Annotated in this window: 22 protein-coding genes; 8 read left to right on the top strand and 14 right to left on the bottom strand. The window is 62.6% G+C overall.

The features are described from left to right. The first annotated feature begins 286 nt into the window (after nt 1-286). The 5 genes from B2S33_RS17000 to B2S33_RS17020 all read left to right on the top strand — a co-directional run bounded on the left by B2S33_RS17000 (nt 287) and on the right by B2S33_RS17020 (nt 4,585). Nucleotides 287-1,225 carry a 2-hydroxyacid dehydrogenase gene (locus B2S33_RS17000; RefSeq protein ID WP_288650711.1) on the top strand — a complete coding sequence of 313 codons (939 nt, stop codon included), beginning with the start codon at nt 287-289 and terminating at the stop codon, nt 1,223-1,225. 51 nt (nt 1,226-1,276) lie between these two features. Next, entirely contained in the window at nt 1,277-2,065 is a 789-nt protein-coding gene (locus B2S33_RS17005) for a PhzF family phenazine biosynthesis protein (RefSeq protein WP_028687976.1), read from the top strand. Between the two features lie 105 nt (nt 2,066-2,170). Continuing rightward, a complete protein-coding gene (locus B2S33_RS17010) occupies nt 2,171-2,509 on the top strand; it encodes an FKBP-type peptidyl-prolyl cis-trans isomerase (protein WP_027915980.1) in 339 nt (112 codons plus the stop codon). Nucleotides 2,510-2,685: 176 nt separating this feature from the next. Beyond that, nucleotides 2,686-3,348, top strand: coding sequence for a hypothetical protein (locus B2S33_RS17015; RefSeq protein WP_027915981.1), 663 nt, complete (start codon nt 2,686-2,688; stop codon nt 3,346-3,348). Nucleotides 3,349-3,391: 43 nt separating this feature from the next. Further along, nucleotides 3,392-4,585, top strand: a complete 1,194-nt coding sequence (locus tag B2S33_RS17020; protein ID WP_028687975.1) for a D-amino acid dehydrogenase — start codon at nt 3,392-3,394, stop codon at nt 4,583-4,585. Nucleotides 4,586-4,639: 54 nt separating this feature from the next. Here B2S33_RS17020 and B2S33_RS17025 read toward each other — a convergent pair whose 3' ends face one another. Next, nucleotides 4,640-5,368: an aspartate/glutamate racemase family protein gene (locus B2S33_RS17025; RefSeq protein ID WP_027915983.1), complete on the bottom strand. Its 729-nt coding sequence runs from the start codon at nt 5,366-5,368 to the stop codon at nt 4,640-4,642. Between the two features lie 16 nt (nt 5,369-5,384). Continuing rightward, a complete protein-coding gene (locus B2S33_RS17030; RefSeq protein WP_027915984.1) occupies nt 5,385-6,917 on the bottom strand; it encodes an NCS1 family nucleobase:cation symporter-1 in 1,533 nt (510 codons plus the stop codon). A gap of 501 nt (nt 6,918-7,418) precedes the next feature. Here B2S33_RS17030 and B2S33_RS17035 point away from each other — a divergent pair. Next, on the top strand, nt 7,419-8,345 hold the full coding sequence (locus tag B2S33_RS17035) for a class I SAM-dependent methyltransferase (protein WP_027915985.1): 927 nt from the start codon (nt 7,419-7,421) through the stop codon (nt 8,343-8,345). 105 nt (nt 8,346-8,450) lie between these two features. Here the strand turns inward: B2S33_RS17035 and B2S33_RS17040 are convergent, their stop codons facing one another. The 8 genes from B2S33_RS17040 to gcl all read right to left on the bottom strand — a co-directional run bounded on the left by B2S33_RS17040 (nt 8,451) and on the right by gcl (nt 18,022). Beyond that, nucleotides 8,451-9,449 (bottom strand): sulfate ABC transporter substrate-binding protein, encoded by a 999-nt coding sequence (locus B2S33_RS17040; protein WP_049695637.1) that lies wholly within the window; start codon nt 9,447-9,449, stop codon nt 8,451-8,453. A gap of 208 nt (nt 9,450-9,657) precedes the next feature. After that, nucleotides 9,658-10,482 (bottom strand): ion transporter, encoded by an 825-nt coding sequence (locus tag B2S33_RS17045; RefSeq protein ID WP_027915987.1) that lies wholly within the window; start codon nt 10,480-10,482, stop codon nt 9,658-9,660. Between the two features lie 44 nt (nt 10,483-10,526). After that, entirely contained in the window at nt 10,527-11,402 is an 876-nt protein-coding gene (locus B2S33_RS17050) for an urea transporter (protein WP_028687972.1), read from the bottom strand. Nucleotides 11,403-11,612: 210 nt separating this feature from the next. Then, on the bottom strand, nt 11,613-13,028 hold the full coding sequence (gene pyk, locus B2S33_RS17055; RefSeq protein ID WP_145280111.1) for a pyruvate kinase: 1,416 nt from the start codon (nt 13,026-13,028) through the stop codon (nt 11,613-11,615). After that, nucleotides 13,025-14,299, bottom strand: coding sequence for a glycerate kinase type-2 family protein (locus B2S33_RS17060; protein ID WP_288650714.1), 1,275 nt, complete (start codon nt 14,297-14,299; stop codon nt 13,025-13,027). The genes pyk and B2S33_RS17060 overlap by 4 nt, the downstream gene beginning before the upstream one ends. 177 nt (nt 14,300-14,476) lie before the next feature. After that, nucleotides 14,477-15,370 carry a 2-hydroxy-3-oxopropionate reductase gene (locus tag B2S33_RS17065; protein ID WP_027915990.1) on the bottom strand — a complete coding sequence of 298 codons (894 nt, stop codon included), beginning with the start codon at nt 15,368-15,370 and terminating at the stop codon, nt 14,477-14,479. Between the two features lie 44 nt (nt 15,371-15,414). Beyond that, a complete protein-coding gene (gene hyi, locus B2S33_RS17070; RefSeq protein WP_288650716.1) occupies nt 15,415-16,197 on the bottom strand; it encodes a hydroxypyruvate isomerase in 783 nt (260 codons plus the stop codon). A 49-nt stretch (nt 16,198-16,246) separates the two neighbouring features. Continuing rightward, on the bottom strand, nt 16,247-18,022 hold the full coding sequence (gcl, locus tag B2S33_RS17075) for a glyoxylate carboligase (protein WP_027915992.1): 1,776 nt from the start codon (nt 18,020-18,022) through the stop codon (nt 16,247-16,249). A 246-nt stretch (nt 18,023-18,268) separates the two neighbouring features. Here gcl and B2S33_RS17080 point away from each other — a divergent pair, with 246 nt between their 5' ends. Next, nucleotides 18,269-18,709 (top strand): GlcG/HbpS family heme-binding protein, encoded by a 441-nt coding sequence (locus tag B2S33_RS17080; protein ID WP_023535891.1) that lies wholly within the window; start codon nt 18,269-18,271, stop codon nt 18,707-18,709. Between the two features lie 81 nt (nt 18,710-18,790). Here B2S33_RS17080 and B2S33_RS17085 read toward each other — a convergent pair whose 3' ends face one another. Both B2S33_RS17085 and poxB read right to left on the bottom strand, forming a co-directional pair. Continuing rightward, nucleotides 18,791-19,402: a TetR/AcrR family transcriptional regulator gene (locus B2S33_RS17085; protein WP_027915993.1), complete on the bottom strand. Its 612-nt coding sequence runs from the start codon at nt 19,400-19,402 to the stop codon at nt 18,791-18,793. A 125-nt stretch (nt 19,403-19,527) separates the two neighbouring features. Then, the gene (gene poxB, locus B2S33_RS17090; protein WP_033695150.1) at nt 19,528-21,252 is read right to left on the bottom strand and encodes a ubiquinone-dependent pyruvate dehydrogenase; all 1,725 of its coding nucleotides are present in this window, start codon (nt 21,250-21,252) and stop codon (nt 19,528-19,530) included. 303 nt (nt 21,253-21,555) lie between these two features. On the opposite strand from poxB, the gene B2S33_RS17095 reads away from it, so the two are divergent. Further along, nucleotides 21,556-22,476, top strand: coding sequence for a DUF808 domain-containing protein (locus B2S33_RS17095; RefSeq protein ID WP_110607427.1), 921 nt, complete (start codon nt 21,556-21,558; stop codon nt 22,474-22,476). A 53-nt stretch (nt 22,477-22,529) separates the two neighbouring features. On the opposite strand, the gene B2S33_RS17100 is transcribed toward B2S33_RS17095, so the two are convergent. Together B2S33_RS17100 and B2S33_RS17105 are read right to left on the bottom strand one after the other, a co-directional pair. Continuing rightward, nucleotides 22,530-23,312 carry an outer membrane protein OmpK gene (locus tag B2S33_RS17100; protein ID WP_110607428.1) on the bottom strand — a complete coding sequence of 261 codons (783 nt, stop codon included), beginning with the start codon at nt 23,310-23,312 and terminating at the stop codon, nt 22,530-22,532. Between the two features lie 354 nt (nt 23,313-23,666). Beyond that, nucleotides 23,667-24,452, bottom strand: coding sequence for an outer membrane protein OmpK (locus tag B2S33_RS17105; protein ID WP_049695642.1), 786 nt, complete (start codon nt 24,450-24,452; stop codon nt 23,667-23,669). Nucleotides 24,453-24,549: the final 97 nt, after the last annotated feature.

The following is a 24,549-nucleotide window of genomic DNA, read 5'->3' on the forward strand; positions in this document are numbered from 1 at the left end:
AAGGGTGACTGTGCGCCACCCTAGCCAATGAATACCTACTCAATATAAATGCCCATGCTAACAATCCAACTCCAGCCTCAAAGACCTGAGCCCCAAGTCCCAGGTTCAAAGTCCAAATTTCAAATTTCAAATTTCAAAAACCGCAGGATCCAATTCAAGATCAAGCTAATTACAAAGCGCCCGCCCCCAAATCCCACTCCCGCCTCCCATACAGCCCCCACCCATAATACCCATTGACTCCACCACCCACCCCCTCCGCATAATCCCCAACCCACCCGGAGGCATCATGCACAAGACAATCCTGGTCCTGGTCGAAACCGTAGACACCTACCTACCCCTGCTGACAAACGCCGGCTACCACCTCATCCTCGCCCAGACCCCCGACCTGCGCACCCAGGCCATCGAGCAAAACGGCCCCCGCATCGACGCCGTCCTCACCCGCGGCCCCCTCGGCCTGACAGCCAAGGAAATCGACGCACTGCCCAACCTGCAGATCATCTGCGTCATCGGCGCCGGCTATGAGCAGGTCGACCTGCAAGCCGCCCGTGCCCGCCACATCACCGTCACCAACGGCGCCGGCGCCAACGCCGACGCCGTGGCCGATCACGCCATGGCCATGCTCCTGGCACTGCTGCGCAACATCCCGCAAGCCGACGCCAGTACCCGCGCTGGCCAATGGCAGCGCGTGATCAGCCCATCGGTCACAGGTAAACGCCTGGGCATTCTGGGCATGGGCGCCGTTGGCCAGGCCATTGCCAAGCGCGCACACCAGGGGTTCGACATGCCCGTGAGCTACTACAACCGAACACCACGACCGGCGTTGCCCTACACCGGCCATGACAGCGTCCCGGCCCTGGCCGAGGCAGTCGATATTCTCCTGGTCGCCACACCCGGCGGCGCCGACACTCGCCACCTGGTGAATGCACAGGTGCTGAAGGCGCTCGGCACCCAGGGCTACCTGGTCAACATCGCTCGGGCCAGCGTCGTCGATACCCAGGCCCTGACCCAGGCACTGCAGAGCGGTCAATTGGCCGGTGCGGCCCTGGACGTGTTCGACGAGGAACCTGATGTTCCCGACACCCTCAAGTCGCTTCCGAACACGGTATTGACGCCCCATGTCGCCGGGCAATCGCCAGAGGCGGCAGAAGCCACGGTGACGTTGGTCCTGCGTAACCTCGATGCCTTTTTCGCCGGCAAGCCAGTGCTGACACCGGTGCTTCATTAGGCCCCACACCGCCAATAGCCTGCACAAGGGCAGGCAACAAGGAGCGTATTGATGCAACTCGAAATCTTCCAGGTCGACGCCTTCAGTGCCGAACCCTTCGGCGGTAATCCGGCCGCGGTCATCCCGCTCGATCAGTGGCTGCCCGATGCCGTGCTGCAGCGCATCGCCGAGGAAAACAACCTTTCGGAAACGGCGTATTTCGTGCGCAACGGCGATGTGTTCGACCTGCGCTGGTTCACGCCCACCGTGGAAGTGGACTTGTGCGGTCACGCCACCCTGGCCTCGGCCTACGTGCTGTTCGAACACCTCAAAGAACCGGCGCAGGTGCTGCGCTTCAATACCCGCAGCGGTGAACTGCGGGTAACACGGCAAACGGACGGCCTGTTGGCCATGGATTTCCCTGCCCGCCAACCTGAGGCCCAGCCAGTGCCAGCCGGTCTGCTGCAAGCATTGGGCCTGCGCCAGGCGCAGGCGGTGTATCGCAGCGATGACTACGTGGTGGTGGTCGATGACCCTGAGTTGCTCGATACCCTCACGCCAGATTTCGTCGAGCTGGCTGGCTTTGACGTGCGCGGCATCGCCGTAACGGCGCCGGGGCGTGGGTTCGACTTCGTGACGCGCTGGTTCGGGCCACGCGTGGGGGTCAATGAAGACCCGGTGACCGGTTCGGCCCATACCTCGCTCGCACCGATCTGGGCACAACGGCTAGGCAAGCAGTCGCTTGAATGCGAGCAAGGCGGTGCGCGCAAGGGCCAGCTGCGCTGCGTGCTCCCGGGCAATGGCCGGGTGATCATCAGTGGGCGGGCGGCGTTGTTCATGCGCGGTACCGTCTACCTGTAAGACGACCCTGTCGTCACCGACGATGCGCAGGCCGACACCAAGGCTTGCCAAATCCGGGCAATGCTGCGAAAAGAACGGCATTTTCGTAGCGGCTGGAGCCTGCGCATGAACCAAGAACTGCAAATCATCGACCTGGTCGAGGGTGACGGCAAGGCGGCCGTCAAAGGTGCGCTGATCACGACCCAATACACCGGGTGGCTGGCCGATGGCACCGAGTTCGACTCCTCCTGGTCACGCGGCAAGCCGTTTCAATGCGTGATCGGTACCGGGCGAGTAATCAAGGGGTGGGACCAGGGCATCATGGGCATGCGCGTTGGCGGCAAGCGCAAACTATTGGTGCCGGCGCACCTGGGTTATGGCGCGCGTAGCGTTGGTTCTATCCCACCTGATTCGGACCTTGCGTTCGAAATCGAGCTGCTCGAAGTGCTGACGCGCGATGACTGACACGATAGCCCCGTAATGCCTGTGCCAGACGCCTGGCACCCTGGCAGCGGGGAACAAAACGGGCTATTGGCACTCTGAACCGAACCCGTCGTCAAGGAAGGCACTCACTGCAAAAGGCGCCCTGTGCCCGTCCAGGCGATGCGCGGGTGACCCGTTTGTCACACGAGCCTGCATTGATGAAGTTGATTCCACACCTGCATCGTCGCCGTCATTGGTTGCTGGGCCTGGCCCTGACCGCCGTAGGCGTACCGCTGGCGCTGGACGCCGTCGAGAGCCGCGCGCAACCGGTGGATGGCACCCAGACCCTGGTGTTTCTGCGCCATGCCGAAAAACCCGGTGAAGGCCTGGGCCAGCTGAACTGCCAGGGCCTGAACCGCGCGCTGGACCTGGCCACGGTTTTACCCGAACGTTTCGGCAAGGCCGATTACGTGTTTGCTGCCAACCCGTCCCGGCACGTGGAGGAGGGCGCTGATGACCAAAGCTACAGCTACCTGCGTCCGCTCATGACCATAAGCCCCAGTGCCATTCGCCTCGGCCTGCCGGTCAACATCGACTACAGCGCCAACGACACCGATGACCTGGCCGACGAACTGCTCAGCGACAAGTACCGTAACGCGACCATCTATACGGCATGGTCTCACGGCTACCTGCCGGACCTGATCAATACCGTCGCCCAGAAGGCTGTCGGTAAGGAGCATGTCATCACCGAAGATTGGCAGGATGGGGACTTCGACACTCTCTATGTCCTGACCCTGGACTGGCACGATGGCAAGGCCAGCCTGCGCAGCCGCAACGTGCGTCAGGGGCTCGATGACGGTGAGCATAGCTGCCCGACCTGATCCGCTGGTACTGTTGAGCCAGGATGCTGAACAGGGATGAACGATGAAGCGGCAGGTGACGGTGATCGGGGGCGGCGTGATCGGGCTGGCGACGGCCTATGCGCTGGTGCAGGAAGGCCATTGCGTTGAATTGATCGAGGCCCACGACACCTTGGGGGCGGCCACCAGCTTTGCCAACGGTGGTCAATTGTCCTACCGCTACGTCGCGCCACTGGCGGATGCGGGCGTGCCGTGGCAGGCGCTGGGGTGGTTGTTGCAGGGCGACTCCCCGCTGCGCCTGCGCTTGCGTCTAGACCCGGCGCAGTGGCGCTGGTTACTGGCCTTCACACTGGCGTGCCGACGCAGCGTCAATCAGCGCAACGCCGCCGTATTGCTTGACCTTGCCCTGCAAAGCCAGGCCGTGTTGGCCCAGTGGCGCCAAGCCCAGGCAATCGGTGATTTTGCCTGGCGCCGCAACGGCAAGCTCGTAGCGTTTCGCAGCGAAGCCCAGTTCAGGCGCAGCCGTCTGCAACTGACGGACCCTGATCGCCAGCAGGTACTCGGCGCCGCTGAGCTGCGGGCGCTGGAACCGGCGCTGCAGGCGTCGCCATTCGTGGGCGGCGTCTTCACCCCGGACGAAGAAGTGGGCGACTGCCACGCCTTCTGCCTGCGCTTGGCCGCCGCTCTGCAAGCCTGCGGCCAATGCCAGTTCCGGCTCGGTCAGCCGGTGACGCAACTGCTTCACCGTGAGCATCAGGTGGTGGCGCTGCGCCTTGGCCATGAAGAACTGCCAATCGACCAGTTGGTGCTGTGCGCAGGTTACCGCAGCGCGGCGCTGAAGGTGCCAGGGGTGAACATTCCGATCTATCCACTCAAAGGGTACAGCCTGACTGCGCCCCTGGTGCCGGGGCAGGGGGCGCTTGAGATCAGCCTGACGGACTACGAGCGCAAGATCGTCTATGCCCGGCTGGATCGACAGTTGCGCGTCGCGGCCATGGTGGACATCGTGGGACAGGACGAGGCGCTGGACAAACGCCGCTTGCAGAGCATGCGCCGCCTGGCACTGGAGACGCTGCCCCACGCCGCCGATTATGCCCACGCGGTGGAATGGGCCGGTATGCGACCGGCGACGCCCACCGGTGTACCCATCATAGGCGCAACGCCTTACCGTAACCTTTGGCTCAACCTTGGCCATGGCGCGCTGGGCTTCACGCTGGCCTGCGGCAGTGGCCAGCGGCTGGCCAGAATGATCGGTTGAGCAGTGCCTGCGCAGGATCGATTGCCGATCCCGCGCAGGTTGCGCCCTGGTGCCCTAGCGGCCGACGCGCATTGGCCAGCCTATGACCTTCTTCGCCCGAGGGGTGGCATAGGTGCGCACCTTGGACGTACTCAGGCCCAGGCGCACCAACGACTCGGCGATGGTCACCGCCGCGCTGACCCCATCGACCACCGGTACCCCGGTGCGTTGGCGGATCTGCTCGTCCAGCCCGGCCATGCCTCCGCATCCCAGGCAGATGACCTCGGCCTTGTCATCACGTACGGCCCGTTCGGCTTGTTCGACGATGGCCTCGACAGCGCGCTGCGGATCGGCTTCGAGCTCCAGCACCGCCAGGCCGCTGGCGCGTACCGATGCGCAGCGGTCGTACAGGCCGGAAAGCCTGAGGCGGTCCTCGATCAAGGGGACGGTACGGTCCAGCGTGGTGACCACCGAGTAAGCGTGACCCAGGTACATGGCGGTGCTGGCGGCGGCATCGGTGATGTCCACCACCGGCACGTTCAGCAGCTCCTGCAGGCCTTCACGGCCGTGCTCGCCATAACCGGCCTGGATCACTGCATCATAGGGGCCCTCATAGGCCAGTACCCGATCCATCACGGCAATGGCGGCCAGGTAACTCTCGAAATTGCCCTCCACCGATTCTGCGCCGAACCACGGCGTAAGGCCGATGACTTCTGTGCCCGGCGCCGCCACGGCGCGGGCCTGCTCGGCGATGGCCTCGGTGATGGCTTCGGTGGTGTTGACGTTGGCAATCAGGATTCGCATGGGCAGTCCTCCTTGTTCAGTGGCTGCTGTGGTCGACGGCGATGCATTCGCCGCTGACGTCGTGGTAATGACGGTTGCGCGGCGCGATCAACAGGTACAGGGCGGCGGCGATGCCAGCCCCGATCAGCCACGAGAAGGGCGCGACGCTGTGGAAGTTGGGTACCAGGGCCAGCACGATGGCCAACAGGGCCGCCGGCACGAACGCCGCGACCGCTCGCAGGTTGATGCCCTTGGTGTAGTGATACGCGCCGGCGGGGTCTTCGCTGTAGAGCTGCGGGACGTTGATGCAGCCTTTGCGCAGCAGCCAGTAGTCGGACATGATCACCCCGTACAGCGGGCCCAGCAATGCACCCAGGCCGGACAGGAAGTAGACGATCACCAAGGGGCTGTTGTACAGGTTCCACGGCAGGATGAGCACCGCCAGCGTGGCGCTGATCAGCCCCGCGCGACGGAAATTGAGGTGACGCGGTGCCAGGTTGCTGAGCACGAAGGCCGGTGCCACGAAGTTGGCCATGATATTGACCGCCACCGTGACGATGAGGAACGACAGGCAGCCCAGCACCAGGAAGGTGGTGTTTGGAATGGCTGCGACGATCTGCGTTGGGCTGTCGATGATCTGGCCGTTGATCTTGAACTGAGCGCCGCACAGCACGACGGTGATCACGGCAAACACCAGGATGTTCACCGGCAGGCCCCAGAAATTGCCAACGCGAATGGTCTTGCGGCACGGCGAGGAACGGGCGAAATCACAGAAATTGAGCACCAGCGTGCCATAGATGGCCAGCCACAAGGCACCGCCGGCAAAGATGTTGCGCCACATCTCGTAACCGCTCAGGGGTTCTGCCACCGACCAGGCGATGCGTGTGTCGGCCTTGAAGTACATGAACACCGCCAGCGCTGCAACCGTTACCAGAATGACAGGGCCTGCGAAAGCTTCGTAGCGACGGACCATCTCCATGCCGTAGGCGAGAATCACCAACTGCACCAGCCAGATGGCCACGAAACAGGCCCAGCCCAGGCTGGACAGGCCAAGGATGCTGTCGTGGTCGTAGGCTGCCATCTGCGGCCAGACGGCGCTGAGCAGCACGCGCAGGACCACCGAGGCCAGGTAGGTCTGGATACCGAACCAGGCGATGGCGATGACTGCGCGGATCAGCGCCGGGATCTGCGCGCCGTGGATGCCGAAGGCGATGCGGCTGATGACCGGGAAGGGGACGCCGGTCTTCTGCCCCATGTAGCCCGACAGGTTCATGAAGAAGTACACCAGGGCGGCGCCAATGGCCAGCGACAGCAATATCTGCCAGCCGCCCAGGCCCAGGGCGAACAGGCCCATGGCGAATGAATAGTTGGCGATGTTGTGCACATCGTTGGTCCACAGGGCGAAGATGCTGTAACGGCCCCAGCGGCGCCCGGCGATGCGGGTGGGGGCCAGGTCCCGGTTGTGCAGGCGGGGGCTCAGTGCCATGTCCGGCACCGTGTCGGCCGGGGTTGGTTGGGTCTGGGTGCTGGCGACGGATAGTTCAGGGGCAAGGTTGAGGCTGCTACTCATTCCGGCGGGCTCCTGATGCACGTTGACTGCGATGAGCGGGCAGCGCACGGGCTCGCCATCTCGTCGGTGCAGCGTTGGCATCTCGGGGTTCTGGGCGCGGCGGCCGACGGTCAATCGGCGTCGCGGGTTCTTGTGTATTTATGTTCGGTGAAACTTGTATACAAAACACAAGCACAGGGAAGCCAGTTCCATGCCAGCTTCAGCAGGCGATCGCCACAGTGACCACTCAGGAAGCGTGCAGATTTCAGTAACAAGCTGAAAAATCAACGTTTTAAGCTGACCATTGAGTCAATAATTGTTTGAATTCATGGGCTTAGTTGATCAGTTAGTCAGCATTAAGTGAGCGCTTCATGTAACACATCGGGGCATGGGCGGTGAAAGTGCACACAAAAATGGCACTTAAGGTGACATTAGTGTGTACAAAAAATAGGCAATTCAAGGTGGCGCACTTGGGCGGTCTTGCCATGTAAAATACGCCTCCGCTTACCGATGTGACCTGACATGACCTCTCCGATTGCCGCCCTCGAGCAGCATCTGCTTGCCGCCCTGAACCCCGCCCCTGCAGAAACCCGTCGCCTTTTCCACGGCCGAGGACGTTGCTGGCCCGGCCTTGAGCAGATCACGGTGGACTGGCTTCAAGGCGTGTTGTCGGTCGCCTTGTTCCGTGAGCCCCCCGAGGGGCAATTGGCAGAGCTCGAGGCGATGCTGTTGCGGCTGTCGCACCTTGAGCAGTGGACGGGCCAGGCGATCCTGCTGCAACACCGTTACCTGCCCGACAGCCCCGGTCAGTGGCTGGTGGGCGAGCCGTGTCAGCAACGTGAGGTGATCGAGGACGGGCTGACCTACCTGCTGGACCTGGGGGTACGTCAGAACAATGGCCTGTTCCTGGACATGCGTCATGGTCGCCAGTGGGTGCGCGCCCAGGCCAAGGGGCAGCGCGTGCTGAACCTGTTTGCCTACACCTGCGGTTTTTCGGTGGCGGCGATTGCAGGTGGGGCCGAGCAGGTGGTGAACCTGGACATGGCGAAATCGGCACTGTCCCGAGGGCGCGACAACCATCGCCTCAACCAGCATGACCCGTCCCGTGTGGCCTACCTGGGTCATGAGCTGTTCAAGTCATGGGGCAAGGTGCGCAAATACGGGCCTTACGATCTGATCATCATCGATCCGCCCACCTTCCAGCGCGGCAGCTTCGTGTTGACCCAGGACTACGCGAAGATCCTGCGCCGCTTGCCTGAGCTGTTGAATGAAGGTGGGACGGTTCTGGCCTGCGTGAACGACCCCGGCATAGGGCCTGAGTTCTTGATCGAGGGCATGGCCGAGCACGCGCCCGGCCTCGCCTTCGTGGAACGGCTGCAGAACCCGCCGGAGTTCCCGGATGTGGATCCGGCTGGGGGGTTGAAGGCGTTGGTGTTTCGGTTAGGTTGATCGGGGCAGGCCGTCATTCAGGGGACCACAGCCGCGTCCGGCTTTCATGGGTGTTGCGAAGCTCAAGCCCCGGACCGCTGTACTGCCGGCCTAGCCCCATCAGCTTCACTGACCGGTATAGATCTGGTCGAACACGCCCCCATCGTTGAAATGCGTTTTCTGCACAGTGCGCCAGTCACCAAAGGTCTTCTCGACCGAGAGGAATTCGACCTTGGGGAAACGATCGGTGTACTTGGCCAACACGGTCGCATCGCGTGGACGCAAGTAGTTCTGGGCGGCGAGTTCCTGGGCGGCCGGTGACCACAGGTACTTCAAGTATTCCTCGGCCACGGCTTGGGTGCCTTTACGGGCCACCACTTTATCGACCACGCTCACCGGCGGCTCGGCTTCGGCTGAAACGCTTGGATAGACCACCTCGAACTGATCGCGACCGAATTCGCGCGCAATCATTTCCGCTTCGTTCTCGAACGTCACCAGCACATCGCCAATCTGGTTGGTCATGAACGTGGTAGTGGCGGCGCGACCACCGGTGTCCAGCACTGGCGCCTGCTTGAACAGCTTGCCGACGAACGCACGCGCCTTGGTCTCGTCACCGCCTTGCTTGAGCACATAGCCCCACGCCGACAGGTAGGTGTAGCGGCCGTTACCCGAGGTCTTGGGGTTGGGTACGATGACCTGTACGCCGTCCTTGAGCAGATCCGGCCAGTCCTTCAATGCCTTGGGGTTGCCCTTGCGCACGATGAACACCGTGGCAGAGGTGAACGGCGCACTGTTGTTCGGCAGGCGCGTGACCCAGTTGTCAGGGATCAATTTGCCGTTGTCGACCAAGGCATTGATGTCGGTGGCCATGTTCATGGTGATCACGTCGGCCGGCAGGCCATCGATCACCGCGCGCGCCTGTTTGCTGGAGCCACCGAAGGACATCTGCACAGTGACCTTCTCGTTATGCTCGGCCTCCCAGTGCTTCTGGAAGGCCGGGTTGTAGTCCTTGTAGAAATCACGCATCACGTCGTAGGAAACGTTCAGCAGGGTCGGGGCAGCGTGGGCCAGGGTGCCGAAGGCCAGGCTGGCAGCGGCCAGCGAGACGGTGAAAAACTTTTTCACGACGCATTCCTTATAGGTATGAATGTTGGGGCAATGTGCCAGCGACTATAGCGTCTTGTTCTTCAGGTATTAAAGAATCAATGCGTCTTTGCTTATGCGTGCTGGCCGATGGGCGGTGTTGGCAGTTGTCCACGGGCTTTGCCCACTCAATGACTCCCTCACCCTCCAAGGTGCGGGAGCCCTCCGGATCTCGTCATGAGCGCCTCGCTCAACCGGATTTGGGGAACAACGCATTTCCACACCGGGCACAAAACGCCGCTCCACTTTCATGGGATTTCTTGCTGCAGGTCGGGCAGGGGTGTTGCAGTTGCTCGCCACGCATGGCATTGGCGAGCTCGGCGGTAAAGATCCCGGTTGGCACCGCGATGATCGAGTAGCCGATGATCATCACCAGCGAAGACAGCACCTGGCCCAAAGGTGTTCTGGGCACGATGTCGCCGAACCCGACCGTGGTCAGCGTGACGATGGCCCAGTAGATCCCCTTGGGAATGCTCGTGAAGCCATGCTCCGGGCCCTCGATCACGTACATGAGGGTGCCGAATACGGTGACCAGCGTCGATACGCTGACCAGGAATACGATGATCTTCTGCTTGCTGCCGCGCAGGGCATCGAGCAGGTAATTGGCCTGCTTGAGGTACGGGCTGAGCTTGAGTACACGGAAGATCCGCAACATGCGGATGACCCTCACGATCAGCAGGTACTGCGCGTCACTGTAGTACAGCGCGATGATGCCCGGCACGATCGCCAGCAGGTCGACCAGGCCGTAGAAGCTGAAGGCGTAGCGCAGGGGCCGGGGCGAGCAGTACAGCCGCGTCAGGTATTCGCACAGGAAGATGGCGGTGAAGCCCCACTCGATCGCGGCCAGCAGGCCTCCGTAGCCGCGATGCACCTCATCGATGCTGTCCAGGATGACCGTGACCAGGCTCGCCAGGATGATCAGCAACAGGGTTTTGTCGAAGCGTCTTCCGGCCACGGTGTCGCTCTGGAAGACGATCACGTAAAGCCGCTCGCGCAGGCTTGCAGGTTTGTTCATTGGCTCTGTCCATCGTGAAGTCGGCTGAGCCTATGGGGTGCCTTTCAGCTATGCAAGCGCCCCGGTGTCTGGCGTTTGCCAAGCTTCAGGTGACTGCCCAAGTGGATGAGCCAGCAGGCGGCGACGAAAGGCGCCGTGAGCGCCGGGAACGGCAGCCTGCTCAACAGCGGGTGTAACGCCAGTGCCAGGCCGATGGCCAACAACGTGACCCAGGGTTTTTCCCCCTGACGGCTGAAGGCTAGGGCTGCCAGGGCCGCGTTGAAACCATAAAGCCCCATCCATGCCGACGGCGTATCACCCACGAGCAGTGCCAGGCCTGCACCTGCGGCAGAGCCTATGACCGCCCAGAAGCAGGCATACGGGTTGGCGATCAATAGGCCGACGATGATCAGCAGCCCAGCCAGGGGTTGATCGAGCAGGAAGATCTGCCCGACCCCTCTTGCCAGGGCACTCGCCAGGTCGGCCTCGACCACCGCGGGTACGGTGACCGTCTGTACGAACAGCAACGTGCCCCAGCCCAGGAGCACGAACGGCGCCGTGTAGGCAGTCAGCAGCTTGCCGCCGCGTTTGCGCCACTGGTGGGTGATGATGCTGGACAGCCCGCCGGCAGCGAGGATCAGCGGCGGCAGAATGGCGGACCAGGGCAGCACGGCGCTGATCAGCAGGCCTATGAGTACGCTGTTGTAGCAGTACAGCCCGGCCTGGCGGTCAGCACGGTCGTAGCCGCGACGCTGCGCGGTGAGCAGGCCGGCCAAGGCGCCGAGCAGGGCGCCACCGACCAGGTTGGGCGCGGTCAGCAGGATGGCCAGCAGGCAGCACAGGCCGCACAGGGGGTTGCGCAGCAGTAGCACCTGGCTGAAACCGTTGAGTATCGCCGTCGCCCAGTCGGGGCAAGGGTTTACGAAATTTTTGGTGTACATGGGGCAGTCAGTGAGGTGGATGGGAGGGCGGTGGGCCTCTTTGGGCCTCGATTTACCGCAGGTCCGGTACATCGGTGTTCGGGGAGGGCTGCGCCCTCCATTCGCGGGTCAAGCCCGCTCCTACAAGCTCTGCGCTGTGCCATGGAGCGGCGCGCCTCCTCTGGGAGCGGGCTTGTTCCGCGACGGGGGCGCATAGCGCCCCTGGAAATCTCAGTTCAACGTCTCGATCCGCAGCGTGTTGGTCGACCCTGGCTTGCCGAAAGGCACACCGGCAGTGATCAGAAGCGTGTCGCCACGGCTGGCCATGCCTTGGGCCTGGGCAATTTCCAGCGCAGTGGAAACCACTTCGTCTACCTGGCGTAGGCGGTCATTCACTACCGAATGCACGCCCCAGGTCACGCTCAGGCGGCGAGCGGTGTTCGGGTTCGGCGTCAGGTTGAGGATCGGTGCCCGTGGCCGCTCGCGCGAAGCACGCAGGGTCGAGGCGCCTGACTCGCTGTAGTTGACCAGCACCGCCACCGGCAAGATGCCGCTGATGCGGCGGATGGCGCAGCTGATGGCGTCCGATACGGTGGCCTCTGCCTTCGGCCGGCCGACGTCGAGCTGGGCCTGGTAGTCCGGGCCGTTCTCCACCTGGCGGATGATCTTGCTCATCATCTGCACGGCTTCGAGCGGGTAATCGCCCGAGGCCGTCTCCGCCGACAACATCACAGCGTCCGCACCTTCCGCCACGGCATTGGCCACGTCGGTGACTTCGGCACGAGTCGGAGCAGGGGAGAAGCGCATGGATTCGAGCATCTGCGTGGCCACTACCACGGGCTTGCCCAGCTGGCGGCAGGTGCCGATGATGCGCTTCTGGATCTGCGGCACGCTCTCGGCAGGCACTTCCACACCCAGATCGCCCCGGGCCACCATGATCGCGTCGGCCTGCTCGGCGATCGCTTGCAGCTGCTCCACCGCCGACGGTTTCTCGATCTTGGCCATCAAGTAGGCGCGGTCGCCGATCAGCTGGCGTGCCTCGGCAATGTCCTCGGGGCGTTGCACGAACGACAGCGCCACCCAGTCCACGCCAAGCTCCAGGCCGAAGGCCAGGTCGCGGCGGTCCTTCTCGGTCAGGGGCGACAAGTCCAGAACCGCCTGAGGCACATTCACCCCCTTGCGGTCGGACAGCTCCCCACCTGCCAGCACCTCGGTGACGATGGCGTCACGGTGTTTGGCCGTCACGCGCAGCCGCAACTTGCCGTCGTCCAGCAGCAGGTCCATGCCAGGTTCCAGCGCAGCGATGATCTCCGGGTGAGGCAGGTTGACCCTGCTGCTGTTGCCTGGCGTCTTGTCCAGGTCCAGGCGCAAGGCTTGACCACGTTGCAGGTGCACCTTGCCTTCGGCAAAACGACCCACCCGCAGTTTTGGCCCTTGAAGGTCCATGAGGATGCCCAATGGGTAGTTGAGCTGCTGCTCCACCTCGCGGATCCATTGATAGCGCAGCGCATGGTCGGCGTGCTCGCCATGGCTGAAGTTCAGGCGAAAGATATTCACGCCTGCTTCCACCAGTTGCCGTACATCGTCGATGCCACCGGTAGCCGGGCCCAGGGTGGCGAGGATTTTCACTTTCTTGTCAGGCGTCATGAGGGGTCGGTCTCGAGAATCAGGATGGCGCGAAAGTCGTTGACGTTGGTGCGCGTGGGTTCGGTGACGATCAGCGCATCGAGCGCGGCGAAGTAGCCGTAGCCGTTGTTGTCGTCCAGCTCGTCGCTGGCAGAAAGGCCCAGGGCTTGGGCGCGTGCGTAGCTGCTGGGCGTCATCACAGCGCCGGCGTTTTCTTCCGAGCCGTCGATGCCGTCGGTATCGCCTGCCAGTGCGTAGACGCCCGGCAGGCCCTTGAGGCTTTCGGTGAGGCTGAGCAGAAATTCCGCGTTGCGCCCGCCGCGCCCATTACCGCGCACGGTGACCGTGGTCTCACCGCCGGACAGAATCACGCAGGGGGCCTTGAGCGGCTGGCCATGCTGGACGATTTGCCGGGCAATGCCTGCGTGCACCTTGGCCACTTCCCGTGACTCACCCTCCAGGTCGCCCAATATCAACGGACTGAAGCCTGCCTGGCGCGCCTTGACTGCCGCAGCTTCCAGCGATTGCTGAGGCTTGGCGATCAGCTGGAAATGGCTGCGGGCCAGGGCTGGGTCGCCCGCCTTGAGGGTTTCGGAGGCCGGGTCGTTGAGCCAGACGATGACGGCCTGTGGGGCGTCGATGGCGTAGCGTTTGAGGATCGCCAGTGCCTGGGCCGAGGTGCTCGGATCGGCCACGGTGGGGCCAGATGCGATGACCGTGGCCAGGTCGCCCGGCACGTCCGAGATCGCATAGGTGTAGACCGTGGCCGGCCAGCAGGCCTTGGCCAGGCGCCCACCCTTGATCGCCGAGAGGTGCTTGCGCACGCAGTTCATCTCGCCGATGGTGGCGCCGGATTTGAGCAGGGCCTTATTGATGTGCTGCTTGTCCGCCAGGGTCAGGTCGGCGGCGGGCAGCGCCAGCAAGGCAGAGCCGCCACCGGACAGCAGGAATATCACCCGATCCTGTTCGCTGAGGTTGCCGACCAGCTCCAGCACGCGCCTGGCAACCGCCAGGCCGGCTGCATCCGGCACCGGGTGGGCGGCTTCGACCACTTCGATGTGTTGGCAGTTGGCACCGTGGCCGTAGCGGGTCACGACCAGGCCGCTGACCTCGCCTTGCCAGTGCTTTTCGACCACCTCGGCCATGGCGGCGGCGGCCTTGCCTGCGCCGATGACGATCACCCGGCCACTGCGGTCGGCGGGCAGGTAGGGTTCGAGCACGTGGCTGGGGTGGGCAGCGGCAATGGCTGTGTCGAATAGCTCACGCAGCAGTTTCTGTGGATCGACCGACATGGCAGGCTCCCTTTATTGTTGTTCTGCACAATCGAGAACGCCCCTGGAACAGCCTCCGTGCAGGCCGAACCAGGGGCGGTGTTGCTCGGGGTCACCCCTGGCTGTGTTCAGCCAAGAGGCGTAACAGGCGTGCCGGTTTACCGGCAGCAGGGCTGCAAGGCAGGACCGGCGCTCGGATCAGCGGTCGTCGCGGATCGAGAAGTTGGCCATGTGCTCCAGGCCCTTGATCAGCGCCGAGTGGTCCCAGTTGCTGCCGCCCAGGGCCGCGCAGGTGTTGAACACCTGCTGCGCGTTGGACGTGTTGGGCAAGTTGATGCCCAGCTCACGGGCACCCTGCAGGGCCAGGTTGAGGTCCTTCTGGTGCAGGCTGATGCGAAAACCTGGGTCGAAGGTGCCTTTGATCATGCGCTCGGCGTGCACTTCCAGAATTTTCGACGAGGCGAAACCGCCCATCAGTGCTTCGCGCACCTTGGCCGGGTCTGCGCCGTTCTTGGCGGCAAACAGCAGCGCCTCGCTGACGGCCTGGATGTTCAGGGCGACGATGATCTGGTTGGCCACTTTCGCCGTCTGACCGTCACCATTACCGCCTACCAGGGTGATGTTCTTGCCCATGCTCTGGAACAGTGGCAGGGCGCGCTCGAAGGCGTTCGGGCAGCCGCCGACCATGATGCTCAGGGTCGCAGCCTTGGCACCCACTTCACCCCCGGATACCGGAGCGTCCAGGTAGGTAGCGCCGGTGGCGTTGATCTTCTGCGCAAAGGCTTTGGTGGCGGTCGGGGAAATCGAACTCATGTCGATCACCACCTTGTTCGGTCCCACGCCCTGGGCGACGCCGTTTTCCCCGAACAGCACACTGTCGACTTGTGGGGTGTCCGGGACCATGACGATGATGAACTCGGCTTCCTGGGCTACTTCCTTGGGGTTGGCCAGGGCCACGGCGCCGTCGGCGATCAGGTCGGCTGGAGCCGCATCGTGGTGGGTGGAGACGAACAGGCTGTGCCCTGCTTTTTGCAGGTTCTGGGCCATGGGCTTGCCCATGATGCCGGTGCCGATGAAACCGATTTTAGCCATGAGAAATTACCTCTTTTTATCGTTGTTCGCGTTCCCGGTGGGGCTCAGATCGCGTTGTGTGATTTCAGCCAGCCGAGGCCTGCTTCGGTGGTGGTCAGTGGCTTGTACTCAGCCCCCACCCAGCCCTGGTAGCCGATGCGGTCCAGGTGCTCGAACAGGAAGCGGTAGTTGATCTCGCCCGTGCCCGGTTCATGGCGGCCAGGGTTGTCGGCCAGCTGCACGTGGTTGATCAGCGTGAGGTTGGCTTCCAGCGTGCGCGCCAGGTCACCTTCCATGATCTGCATGTGGTAGATGTCGTACTGCAGGAACAGGTTGTCGCTGCCCACCTCGGCCTGGATGGCCAGCGCCTGCTCGGTGGTGTTGAGGTAGAAGCCTGGGATGTCGCGGGTATTGATCATTTCGATGACCAGACGAATACCGGCGGCCTGCAGCTTGTCGGCGGCATAGCGCAGGTTTTCCACGAAGGTCTTGCGCACGGTGGCGCAGTCCAGGCCGTCTGGACGAATCCCAGCCAGGGCGTTGACCTGGGTGTTGCCCAGTACCTTGGCGTACTCGATGGCCTTGTCGACACCTGCACGGAATTCTTCGACGCGGTCTGGGTGGCAGGTGATGCCACGCTCACCTTTGGACCAGTCACCTGCGGGAAGATTGAACAGCACCTGGGTCAGGCCATGGGCCTTGAGCTGCGCCTGGATTTCGTCAGCGCTGAAATCGTAGGGGAACAGGTATTCGACACCACTGAAACCGGCGTCGGCGGCGGCCTTGAAGCGGGCCAGGAAGTCCTGCTCGGTGAACAGCATGGACAGGTTGGCAGCGAAGCGAGGCATGGTTGTCTCCTTGCGTTGAGAGCCCCGGACCAGCCGGGGCGTCAGGCGATCAGTCCAGCAGCGAGATGGCGGTCGGCGCGTCGTTGCCGACCAGGGCGAGGTCTTCGAATTCGTTGACCGCGTTGATCTCGGTGCCCATGGAAATGTTGGTGACGCGTTCAAGAATGATCTCGACCACGACCGGCACGCGGAACTGCTCGGCCATTTGCCGTGCCTTGAGCAGGGCAGGGGCGATGTCGGCCGGCTCGAATACCCGCAGGGCCTTGCAGCCCAAGCCTTCGACCACGGCTACGTGATCGACGCCATAGCTGGCAGCGTCGGTGGCGTTGATGTTCTCGAATGCCAGTTGTACACAGTAGTCCATGTCGAAACCACGCTGAGCCTGGCGAATCAGCCCCAGATAGGCGTTGTTCACCAGCACGTGGACGTAGGGCAGGTTGAACTGCGCCCCGACGGCCAGCTCCTCGATCATGAACTGGAAGTCGTAGTCGCCAGACAAGGCCACGACCTGGCGTTTGGGGTCGGCCTTGACCACGCCCAGTGCTGCAGGAATGGTCCAGCCGAGCGGGCCGGCCTGGCCGCAGTTGATCCAGTGCCGTGGCTTGTACACGTGCAGGAACTGCGCACCGGCGATCTGCGACAGCCCGATGGTGCTGACATAGCAGGTGTCCTTGCCGAACACCTGGTTCATCTCCTGGTACACACGCTGAGGCTTGACCGGTACGTTGTCGAAATGGGTCTTGCGCTGCAGGCTGGCCTTGCGCTGCTGGCAGTCTTCAAGCCAGGCCTGCCGGCACTTGAGTTTCCCGGCGGCTTGCCATTCCCTGGCGACTTCCAGGAACACATCCAGGGCTTTGCCGGCATCGGACACGATGCCCAGGTCCGGGGTGAACACGCGGCCAATCTGTGTCGGCTCGATGTCCACATGCACGAATTTCCGGCCTTCGGTGTACACGTCCACGGAACCGGTGTGGCGGTTGGCCCAGCGGTTGCCGATGCCCAGCACCAGGTCGGACTTGAGCAGGGTGGCGTTGCCATAGCGATGAGAGGTTTGCAGGCCGACCATCCCGACCATCAGCGGGTGGTCATCGGGGATGGTGCCCCAACCCATTAGGGTCGGGATCACCGGCACACCGGTCAGTTCGGCGAATTCGACCAGTTTGTCGCTGGCGTCGGCGTTGATGATGCCGCCGCCTGCAACGAGCAAGGGCCGCTCGGCTTCGTTGAGCATGGCCAGGGCTTTTTCGGCCTGGACGCGCGTGGCCGACGGCTTGTGCACGGGCAATGGCTCGTAGGCATCAATGTCGAATTCGATTTCAGCCATCTGCACGTCGAATGGCAGGTCGATCAGTACCGGGCCGGGGCGGCCGCTGCGCATCTCGAAGAACGCTTTCTGGAACGCGTACGGCACCTGGCCAGGCTCCAGCACGGTGGTTGCCCACTTGGTGACGGGCTTGACGATGCTGGTGATGTCCACGGCCTGGAAGTCTTCCTTGTGCAGGCGGGCGCGCGGCGCCTGGCCAGTGATGCACAGGATCGGGATGGAGTCGGCGCTGGCGCTGTAAAGGCCGGTGACCATGTCCGTGCCAGCTGGGCCGGAGGTGCCAATGCAAACGCCGATGTTGCCCGGGTTGGCACGGGTATAGCCCTCTGCCATGTGCGAGGCGCCTTCGACGTGGCGAGCGAGGACGTGATCGATGCCACCCACTTTCTTCAGGGCCGAGTACAACGGGTTGATGGCAGCCCCTGGGATGCCGAACGCAGTCACGACGCCTTCACGGCGCATGACCAGTACGGCTGCATCGATTGCTCTCATTTTGCTCATGATTTGTGCCTCATCGATTTTGTAATTGTATACAACCTGTGTTGCGATTCAGTGTATTCACGGTCAGGTGATCAGGTCAATGGGTTTTGATCGGGTAAGTCGATGCGGCCGTGAAATGGGGTGATTGCGCTATCGAATACGATTGGATCTAAATATTGTATACAAAAATATTTTCGGTTGTGTTCTATTGCTGTATCGGTTTTCAACTGCCCTCAGGGCTTCTCACAATAAAAAGAGGACCTTCCCATGAATGCTTTGAACCTGAACCTGGCGCTGAGCCTGGTAAACGCCGCATTGGCTGCTGGGCGGACCATCCAGGCGGCGCCGCTGACGGTGGCGGTGCTCGATGCCGGTGGGCACTTGCTTGCCTTGCAGCGTGAAGACGGGGCGAGCCTTATCCGACCCGAGGTCGCAACGGGCAAGGCCTGGGGGGCGATAGCGCTGGGCAAGGGCTCGCGTCTGCTGGCGCTGGATGCGCAGCAACGGCCGGCTTTCTTCGCCGCGCTCAACGGATTGGGCGAACGTCCGGTCGTGCCGGCGCCAGGCGGCGTGCTGGTGCGTGATCAGGATGGGCGGGTGCTAGGTGCGGTGGGGATCAGCGGGGATACATCGGATATCGACGAGCAGTGCGCGATCAGTGCCATCGAGGCGCTGGGGCTGCGCGCCGATGCGGGCGCGGTGGCCTGACCCGCATCAACTGTCTTTGCTCAATGCCCCAACCTGCGGCGCAGGTGGGCACATTCAGGGCGAACGGCAAGGTGGTGCTGCTCAGGCCGGCTCGGGTTCGCAGCCTTTGAGCACCATGCGGATGATGGTTTCGGCCGCAGCGTCGTAGTCGCTGTCGGCCAGCTTGGCCTTGCCGGTCACCGCCGAGATCTGCCAGTCGAAATCGGCGTATGTCTGGGTCGCCGCCCAGATGCTGAACATCAGGTGATGCGCATCGACGTGGGCAATCTGGCCGCGGTCTATCCACTGCTGGATGCACTCGATGTTGTGCCGCGCCTGTTCGTTGAGCTGTTCCACCTGGCTGGGCGACAAGTGCGGTGCGCCGTGCATGATTTCGCTGGCAAATACTTTCGAAGCATGGGGCAGATCGCGGGAGATCCGGATCTTGGAGCGAATGTACGCGCTCAGTACTTCGCGAGGATCGCCATCGGCGTTGAATGGGGTGGAGGCCTGCATGATCGGCGCGATGATGCTTTCCAGCACCTCGCGGTACAGGTTGTCCTTGGATTTGAAGTAGTAGTAGACGTTGGGCTTGGGCAGGCCGGCCTTGGCGGCGATATCGCTGGTTTTGGTGGCTGCGAAGCCCTTGTCGGCGAATTCCTCGCTGGCCGCGCGCAGGATCAATTCCTTGTTGCGCTCGCGAATGGTGCTCATGGTCAGGGATCTTCCTCGTGTCAGGCCACCTCTAGGAGGCAGCCGGCATGGTAGCACCGTGCCCAATGGCGGCTCAAGGCAGCGGCTTTGGGCAGGGCCTTTGCATCCAGTCGCGCGCATAGGCGCTAGCGCAGCAGGTTGGTCTTCGCCAGGTCCAGCACCTCGTCGCCGCGCCCGCTCATCACGGCCTTGAGCATGTACAGGCTAAAGCCCTTGGCCTGCTCCAGCTTGATCGCTGGCGGCATGACCAGTTCTTGGGTGGCGGTGACCACGTCGACCAGTACGGGGCCGTCGTGGGCCAGCGCACGGCGCAGGGCCTGCTCCAGGTCTTCGGAGCGCTCGACGCGAATCCCCAGGATGCCCATGGCATTGGACATGGCGGCAAAATCGGGGTTGTGCAGGTCGGTGCCGGTATCGAGGTAGCCGGCAGCCTTCATTTCCATGGCGACGAAGCCCAGTGACGCGTTATTGAACACCACCACCTTCACGGGCAGTTTGAGCTGCGCGAGCGAGATGAAGTCCCCCATCAGCATGCTGAACCCACCATCGCCACTCATCGAGATCACCTGGCGCCCCGGGAAGGCCGCCTGTGCGCCCATGGCCTGGGGCATGGCGTTGGCCATCGAGCCGTGGTTGAACGAGCCGACCAGGCGACGCTGGCCATTCATCTTCAGGTAACGCGCCGCCCAGACCGTGGGCGAACCGACGTCGGCGGTGAAGATCGCGTCTTCGGTGGCCAGTTCGCTGAGCAGGCGTGTGACATATTGTGGATGGATCGGCCGGTCACCCTTGGAGGGTACCGCCAGATCGTCCAGCCCCTGGCGCGCCTTGTCATAGGCTTTGAGTGCATCATCCAGGAAGCGCCGATCAGTCTTGCGCGTCAGGCGTGGCAGCAGGGCGGTGAGGGTTTCGCCGACATCGGCAGCGATACCCAGCGATAACGTGGCGCGTCGCCCCAGCGCTTGCGGGTCACGGTCGACCTGCACGATCTTGGCGTCGCTCGGGAAAAACTGCCGGTAGGGAAAGTCGGTGCCCAGCATCACCAGCGTGTCGCAGCCGAGCATTGCGTGGTAACCGGAACTGAAGCCGATCAAGCCCGTCATGCCGACGTCGAAGGGGTTGTCCCATTCCACATGCTCCTTACCGCGCAGCGCATGGACCACTGGTGCGCCGAGTGCATCGGCCAGGGCCACGACCTGGTCGTGCGCACCTGCGCAGCCGCTGCCGCACAGCAGGGTCACCTTGTGGCTGTCTTGCAACAATTCGGTCAGGCGCTGCAGATCGACGTCCGTGGGCAAAATGCGTGGCTGCTGCAGGGTAGGCCAGGCCGCCGGTTTCTGCTCGACCTCCAGCAGCGAGACGTCACCGGGAATCACCACCACCGCCACACCGCGATTGAGGATGGCCGAACGCATGGCCCGGTGCAGCACCTGCGGCATTTGCGCAGGGTTGCTGACCAGTTCGATGAAATGGCTGCATTCCTTGAACAGTTCCTGCGGGTGGGTTTCCTGGAAGTAGTTCAGGCCAATCTCCGAGGAGGGGATCTGCGCGGCGATGGCCAGCACGGGCACCCGGTTGCGGTGGCAGTCGAACAGGCCATTGATCAAATGCAGGTTGCCCGGCCCGCAACTACCCGCGCACACCGTCAGCTCACCGGTTACCGCCGCCTCGGCACCGGCGGCAAAGGCCGCAACTTCCTCATGGCGCACGTGCATCCACTCGATGCTGTCCATGCTGCGCAGGGCGTCGGTCAGGCCATTGAGGCTGTCGCCGGTCAGGCCCCAGATCCGCTTGATACCGGCTTGTTCGAGTGTCGAGGCCAACTGCTGGGCCATGTTGAGCTTTGCCATGGGTACTCCTGGTGCGAATGGAAGAATGTGATCGATGGGATAGAGACAGGCGCTTGGCCACGGCTGTTCGTTTGCGTCCATGAACGAATCGTCATGCGCGCTGCCCCGTGCCTGACGCTGCCCTGAAACCCATGTGTGCGTCCTGGGTCATCTGCCGCCGGCAGGCCACGGCACGCGCGCGCCCGGCAGAACTGTTCCGCCACCGGCCGGTCTGTATGCCATCGTGATTGCCCTGGGAGCACGCCTGGCTATTCAGGCGCTTCAGGATGATGAAATCGCACGCGTCTACTAAGGATGAATGGAATGGCTGGCAGCAGTTTTTTTGCGTTGTTGGATGACATCGCGGCCCTGTTGGATGACATCTCGTTGATGACCAAGGTCGCGGCCAAGAAGTCGGCCAGCGTACTGAGCGATGACTTGGCCGTTAACGCCGAGCAAGTAACAGGCATGAAGGCCGATCGCGAACTGCCGGTGGTATGGGCCGTATTCAAAGGCTCTCTGAAGAACAAGGCCATCCTGGTGCCGTGCGCCCTGATCCTCAGTGCGGTGCTGCCGGCGGCGGTCAAATGGCTGCTCATGGCCGGCGGCCTGTACCTGTGCTACGAGGGCTTCGAGGCGATCAAGGACAAGTTTTCCCGCAGCGAGCATGGCGCGAAGGGGCAAGGGAAAAAAGCGCTTCCCAAGACCCCCGAGGAACTGGCCGCGTATGAAAAACGCAAGGTCAAAGGGGCGATCAAGACCGACTTCATCCTGAGCGCAGAAATCATCGTCATTACCCTCAACGTGGTGGCTGAGGCCCCGCTGTACCAGCAGATTCTGACCTTGGTCTTGATCGCCTTGGTGATGACGATTGGCGTGTACGGGCTGGTCGCTGGCATCGTGCGGCTGGACGACGCAGGGTTCGCCCTGGCGAAATCCAAAGCCCAGGGTATGTGGGGTCGCGCGGTCAGAAAGCTGGGTGAAGTGCTGGTGTCGGCCGCGCCTTTCCTGATGAAGGCGCTGTCCTGGATCGGCACGGTCGCGATGTTTCTGGTCGGCGGTACATTCATTACTGAAGGCATTGCGCCACTTGAGCACGTCATCGAAGGCTGGGTCGCGCACAGCGGAAGCTGGGAAGCAGTGGCCAAGCTCGTCGTGTTCGGGGTTGTCGGGGCTGTCGCTGGCGGCTTGACGGCGCTGGTGGTCGGCGGTTTCTCTTGGGTTCGCGCACGCGCTACGGGCTGAGCGACAACGCTTGGGCAAAGGGGCCGCCAGGCGGCCCCGTCATCATGCCGTGATCAGAACAGCACCTTGACCAGGAAGCTCATGGTGTTCTGGTCAGTGGTGAAGGCGCCGGAATCCTTGATGCCGTATTTGTTCTTCCAGTAGTCGTATTCCACACCCACGTACAGCTGCTTCTCGCCCAGGTGCATGGCTTTGCCCAGGTCATACTTGATCTGCGGGTTGAAGTGCAGGTTGGCGTGGTAGGTGCCACGGCGGTTTTCATCGTTGTCCACCACCCAGTCCATGAAGCCATCGATCAACACGTCGGAGGCGCCGACCGGGATGGTGTAGGCCCACACCGGGGTGATCTGCCAGACATTGTCGCCAGGGCGGCTGCCGTCGGTGGTGCGCTGGTAGAAGTTCAGCTGGAAGTAGTCGAAGCCTGGGATGTCCAGGTCGAAACCGGGGCCGATCAGGTAGGCTTCCGTGTCGCCCTCGCCAAACTCGTAGGTCATGGCCAGCAGCACGTCCTTGACCGGACCGAAGGTCAGCTTCTGATCGAAGATCTTGTTGAACGACAGCCGCGGGCTGATCTCGCCGTAGTAGGTGTTGGGGCCGTTGCCGGCGTCCTTCTGGCCTTGGTAGAAGATCTTGTCGACGAACAGGAAGTTATCGCCGTACTTCCAGCCGTCGGCGTGCTCGAAGGTCAGGGTCTGTTGGGTCGACGGGTTGACCTTGAAGTTCTTGCCCCACAGGTAGGTCAGGCTGTTGCTCTGCCACTGCAGCAGGTCGCCGGCGAAGGTGGTGCCACAGGCCAGCAGGCCGCCGGCGAGGATCAGGCTGTTGATGGTACGCATTGCGGATGTCGCTCCCTTGGTTGATCTGTTGTCAGCGCTCGGTGTTGGCGCTTTTTCTGTCTTTGTAGTCAGCTTTTTTCGATGGGCCACAGCTGTCTGGCAAGGGTTGAGCCAACTTCTTCCCGGTTGGCGAAACCATCCTGCTCGACGTCGTTCTGAACGGATGAAAAGGGTCTTTCAGGCTGGCAACACGTTGGCCAACCGCCCGAATTCATTGACTGAGCGGTCAGTAAACGCAGGCAGAATCCGTCCTGCCCTGATCGAGGGGGCGCGCAGATTACTGGCTTGCGCGCCTGGCCTCAAGTGCTCCGTCATGGAGCACGGTGGAGCAAACCTGTGCATGTGGTCAGGTTGTCAGAAGTGTACCTTGATCAAGGCACTGGCCACGCTCTGATTGCTGTCCAGGGCGCCCCGGCTGTCGATGCCGTATTTGTCTTTCCAGTAGCTGTACTCCAAGCCCACGTACAGCTGCTTGTCGCCCAGGCTCAGCGCCTTGCCCAGGTCGTATTTCACCTGCGGGTTGAAGTGCAGGTTGGCGTGATAGGTGCCCCGTCGGTTCTGGTCGTTGTCGGTCACCCAGTCCATGTAGCCGTCTATCAGAATGTCGGATTTGCCCAGTGGCACGGTGTAGGACCAGGCGGGCGTGATTTGCCATACGTTGTCGCCGGGGCGGCTGCCCTCGGTATTGCGCACGTAGAAATTGAGCACGAAGTAATTGAAGCCTGGCACATCCAGGTCGAAGCCTGGGCCGATCAGGTAGGCTTCATTGTCACCTTCGCCACGCTCGTAGGTCATGGCCAGCAGCACGTCCTTGACCGGACCGAAGGCGAGCTTGCGGTCGAGGATCTTGCCCAGCGAGAAGCGAGGGCTGAACTCGCCGTAGTAGGTGGTCACCCCTTTGCCGGGGTCGGCCTTGCCGTTGTAGAAAATCTTGTCGACAAACAGGAACGTGTCGCCGTATTTCCACTTGTTGGCGTGCTCGAAGGTAAGCGTCTGCTGAATGCCAGGGTTGATCTTGAAATCCTTGCCGTACAGGTAGGTCAGGCTCTCGCCGTGCCATTGCAGCCATTGGCCGGCCTGGCTCGGTACGCTGGCAAGCAGGCTGGTGCCCAGCAACAAGGCGGTGGGGATGTGGTTCATGTGACAGCTCCCGGATGTTGTTCTTGTGGGTTGTCAGGCGCGTGCGCGCCCCGGGCGGCCCACGCGCAGTGGGCCGACGGCACAGCAGTGATTCAGG

Origin of the sequence: Pseudomonas sp. UBA5568 (assembly GCF_002425525.1) — a bacterium.
Classification (GTDB): Bacteria; Pseudomonadota; Gammaproteobacteria; order Pseudomonadales; family Pseudomonadaceae; genus Aquipseudomonas; species Aquipseudomonas fulva.

Excerpts from the sequence above, each read along its gene's own strand:
- B2S33_RS17085 (WP_027915993.1), bottom strand. The coding sequence starts at position 19,402 with ATGAGCACCATTCGCGAGCGCAACAAGGAATTGATCCTGCGCGCGGCC.
- B2S33_RS17045 (WP_027915987.1), bottom strand. The coding sequence starts at position 10,482 with ATGAACAAACCTGCAAGCCTGCGCGAGCGGCTTTACGTGATCGTCTTC.
- B2S33_RS17080 (WP_023535891.1), top strand. The coding sequence starts at position 18,269 with ATGAATGCTTTGAACCTGAACCTGGCGCTGAGCCTGGTAAACGCCGCA.
- gcl (WP_027915992.1), bottom strand. The coding sequence starts at position 18,022 with ATGAGCAAAATGAGAGCAATCGATGCAGCCGTACTGGTCATGCGCCGT.
- B2S33_RS17000 (WP_288650711.1), top strand. The coding sequence starts at position 287 with ATGCACAAGACAATCCTGGTCCTGGTCGAAACCGTAGACACCTACCTA.
- B2S33_RS17025 (WP_027915983.1), bottom strand. The coding sequence starts at position 5,368 with ATGCGAATCCTGATTGCCAACGTCAACACCACCGAAGCCATCACCGAG.
- B2S33_RS17050 (WP_028687972.1), bottom strand. The coding sequence starts at position 11,402 with ATGTACACCAAAAATTTCGTAAACCCTTGCCCCGACTGGGCGACGGCG.
- hyi (WP_288650716.1), bottom strand. The coding sequence starts at position 16,197 with ATGCCTCGCTTCGCTGCCAACCTGTCCATGCTGTTCACCGAGCAGGAC.
- B2S33_RS17060 (WP_288650714.1), bottom strand. The coding sequence starts at position 14,299 with ATGTCGGTCGATCCACAGAAACTGCTGCGTGAGCTATTCGACACAGCC.
- B2S33_RS17015 (WP_027915981.1), top strand. The coding sequence starts at position 2,686 with ATGAAGTTGATTCCACACCTGCATCGTCGCCGTCATTGGTTGCTGGGC.
- B2S33_RS17005 (WP_028687976.1), top strand. The coding sequence starts at position 1,277 with ATGCAACTCGAAATCTTCCAGGTCGACGCCTTCAGTGCCGAACCCTTC.
- B2S33_RS17095 (WP_110607427.1), top strand. The coding sequence starts at position 21,556 with ATGGCTGGCAGCAGTTTTTTTGCGTTGTTGGATGACATCGCGGCCCTG.
- B2S33_RS17030 (WP_027915984.1), bottom strand. The coding sequence starts at position 6,917 with ATGAGTAGCAGCCTCAACCTTGCCCCTGAACTATCCGTCGCCAGCACC.
- B2S33_RS17010 (WP_027915980.1), top strand. The coding sequence starts at position 2,171 with ATGAACCAAGAACTGCAAATCATCGACCTGGTCGAGGGTGACGGCAAG.
- pyk (WP_145280111.1), bottom strand. The coding sequence starts at position 13,028 with ATGACGCCTGACAAGAAAGTGAAAATCCTCGCCACCCTGGGCCCGGCT.
- poxB (WP_033695150.1), bottom strand. The coding sequence starts at position 21,252 with ATGGCAAAGCTCAACATGGCCCAGCAGTTGGCCTCGACACTCGAACAA.
- B2S33_RS17065 (WP_027915990.1), bottom strand. The coding sequence starts at position 15,370 with ATGGCTAAAATCGGTTTCATCGGCACCGGCATCATGGGCAAGCCCATG.
- B2S33_RS17035 (WP_027915985.1), top strand. The coding sequence starts at position 7,419 with ATGACCTCTCCGATTGCCGCCCTCGAGCAGCATCTGCTTGCCGCCCTG.
- B2S33_RS17105 (WP_049695642.1), bottom strand. The coding sequence starts at position 24,452 with ATGAACCACATCCCCACCGCCTTGTTGCTGGGCACCAGCCTGCTTGCC.
- B2S33_RS17100 (WP_110607428.1), bottom strand. The coding sequence starts at position 23,312 with ATGCGTACCATCAACAGCCTGATCCTCGCCGGCGGCCTGCTGGCCTGT.
- B2S33_RS17020 (WP_028687975.1), top strand. The coding sequence starts at position 3,392 with ATGAAGCGGCAGGTGACGGTGATCGGGGGCGGCGTGATCGGGCTGGCG.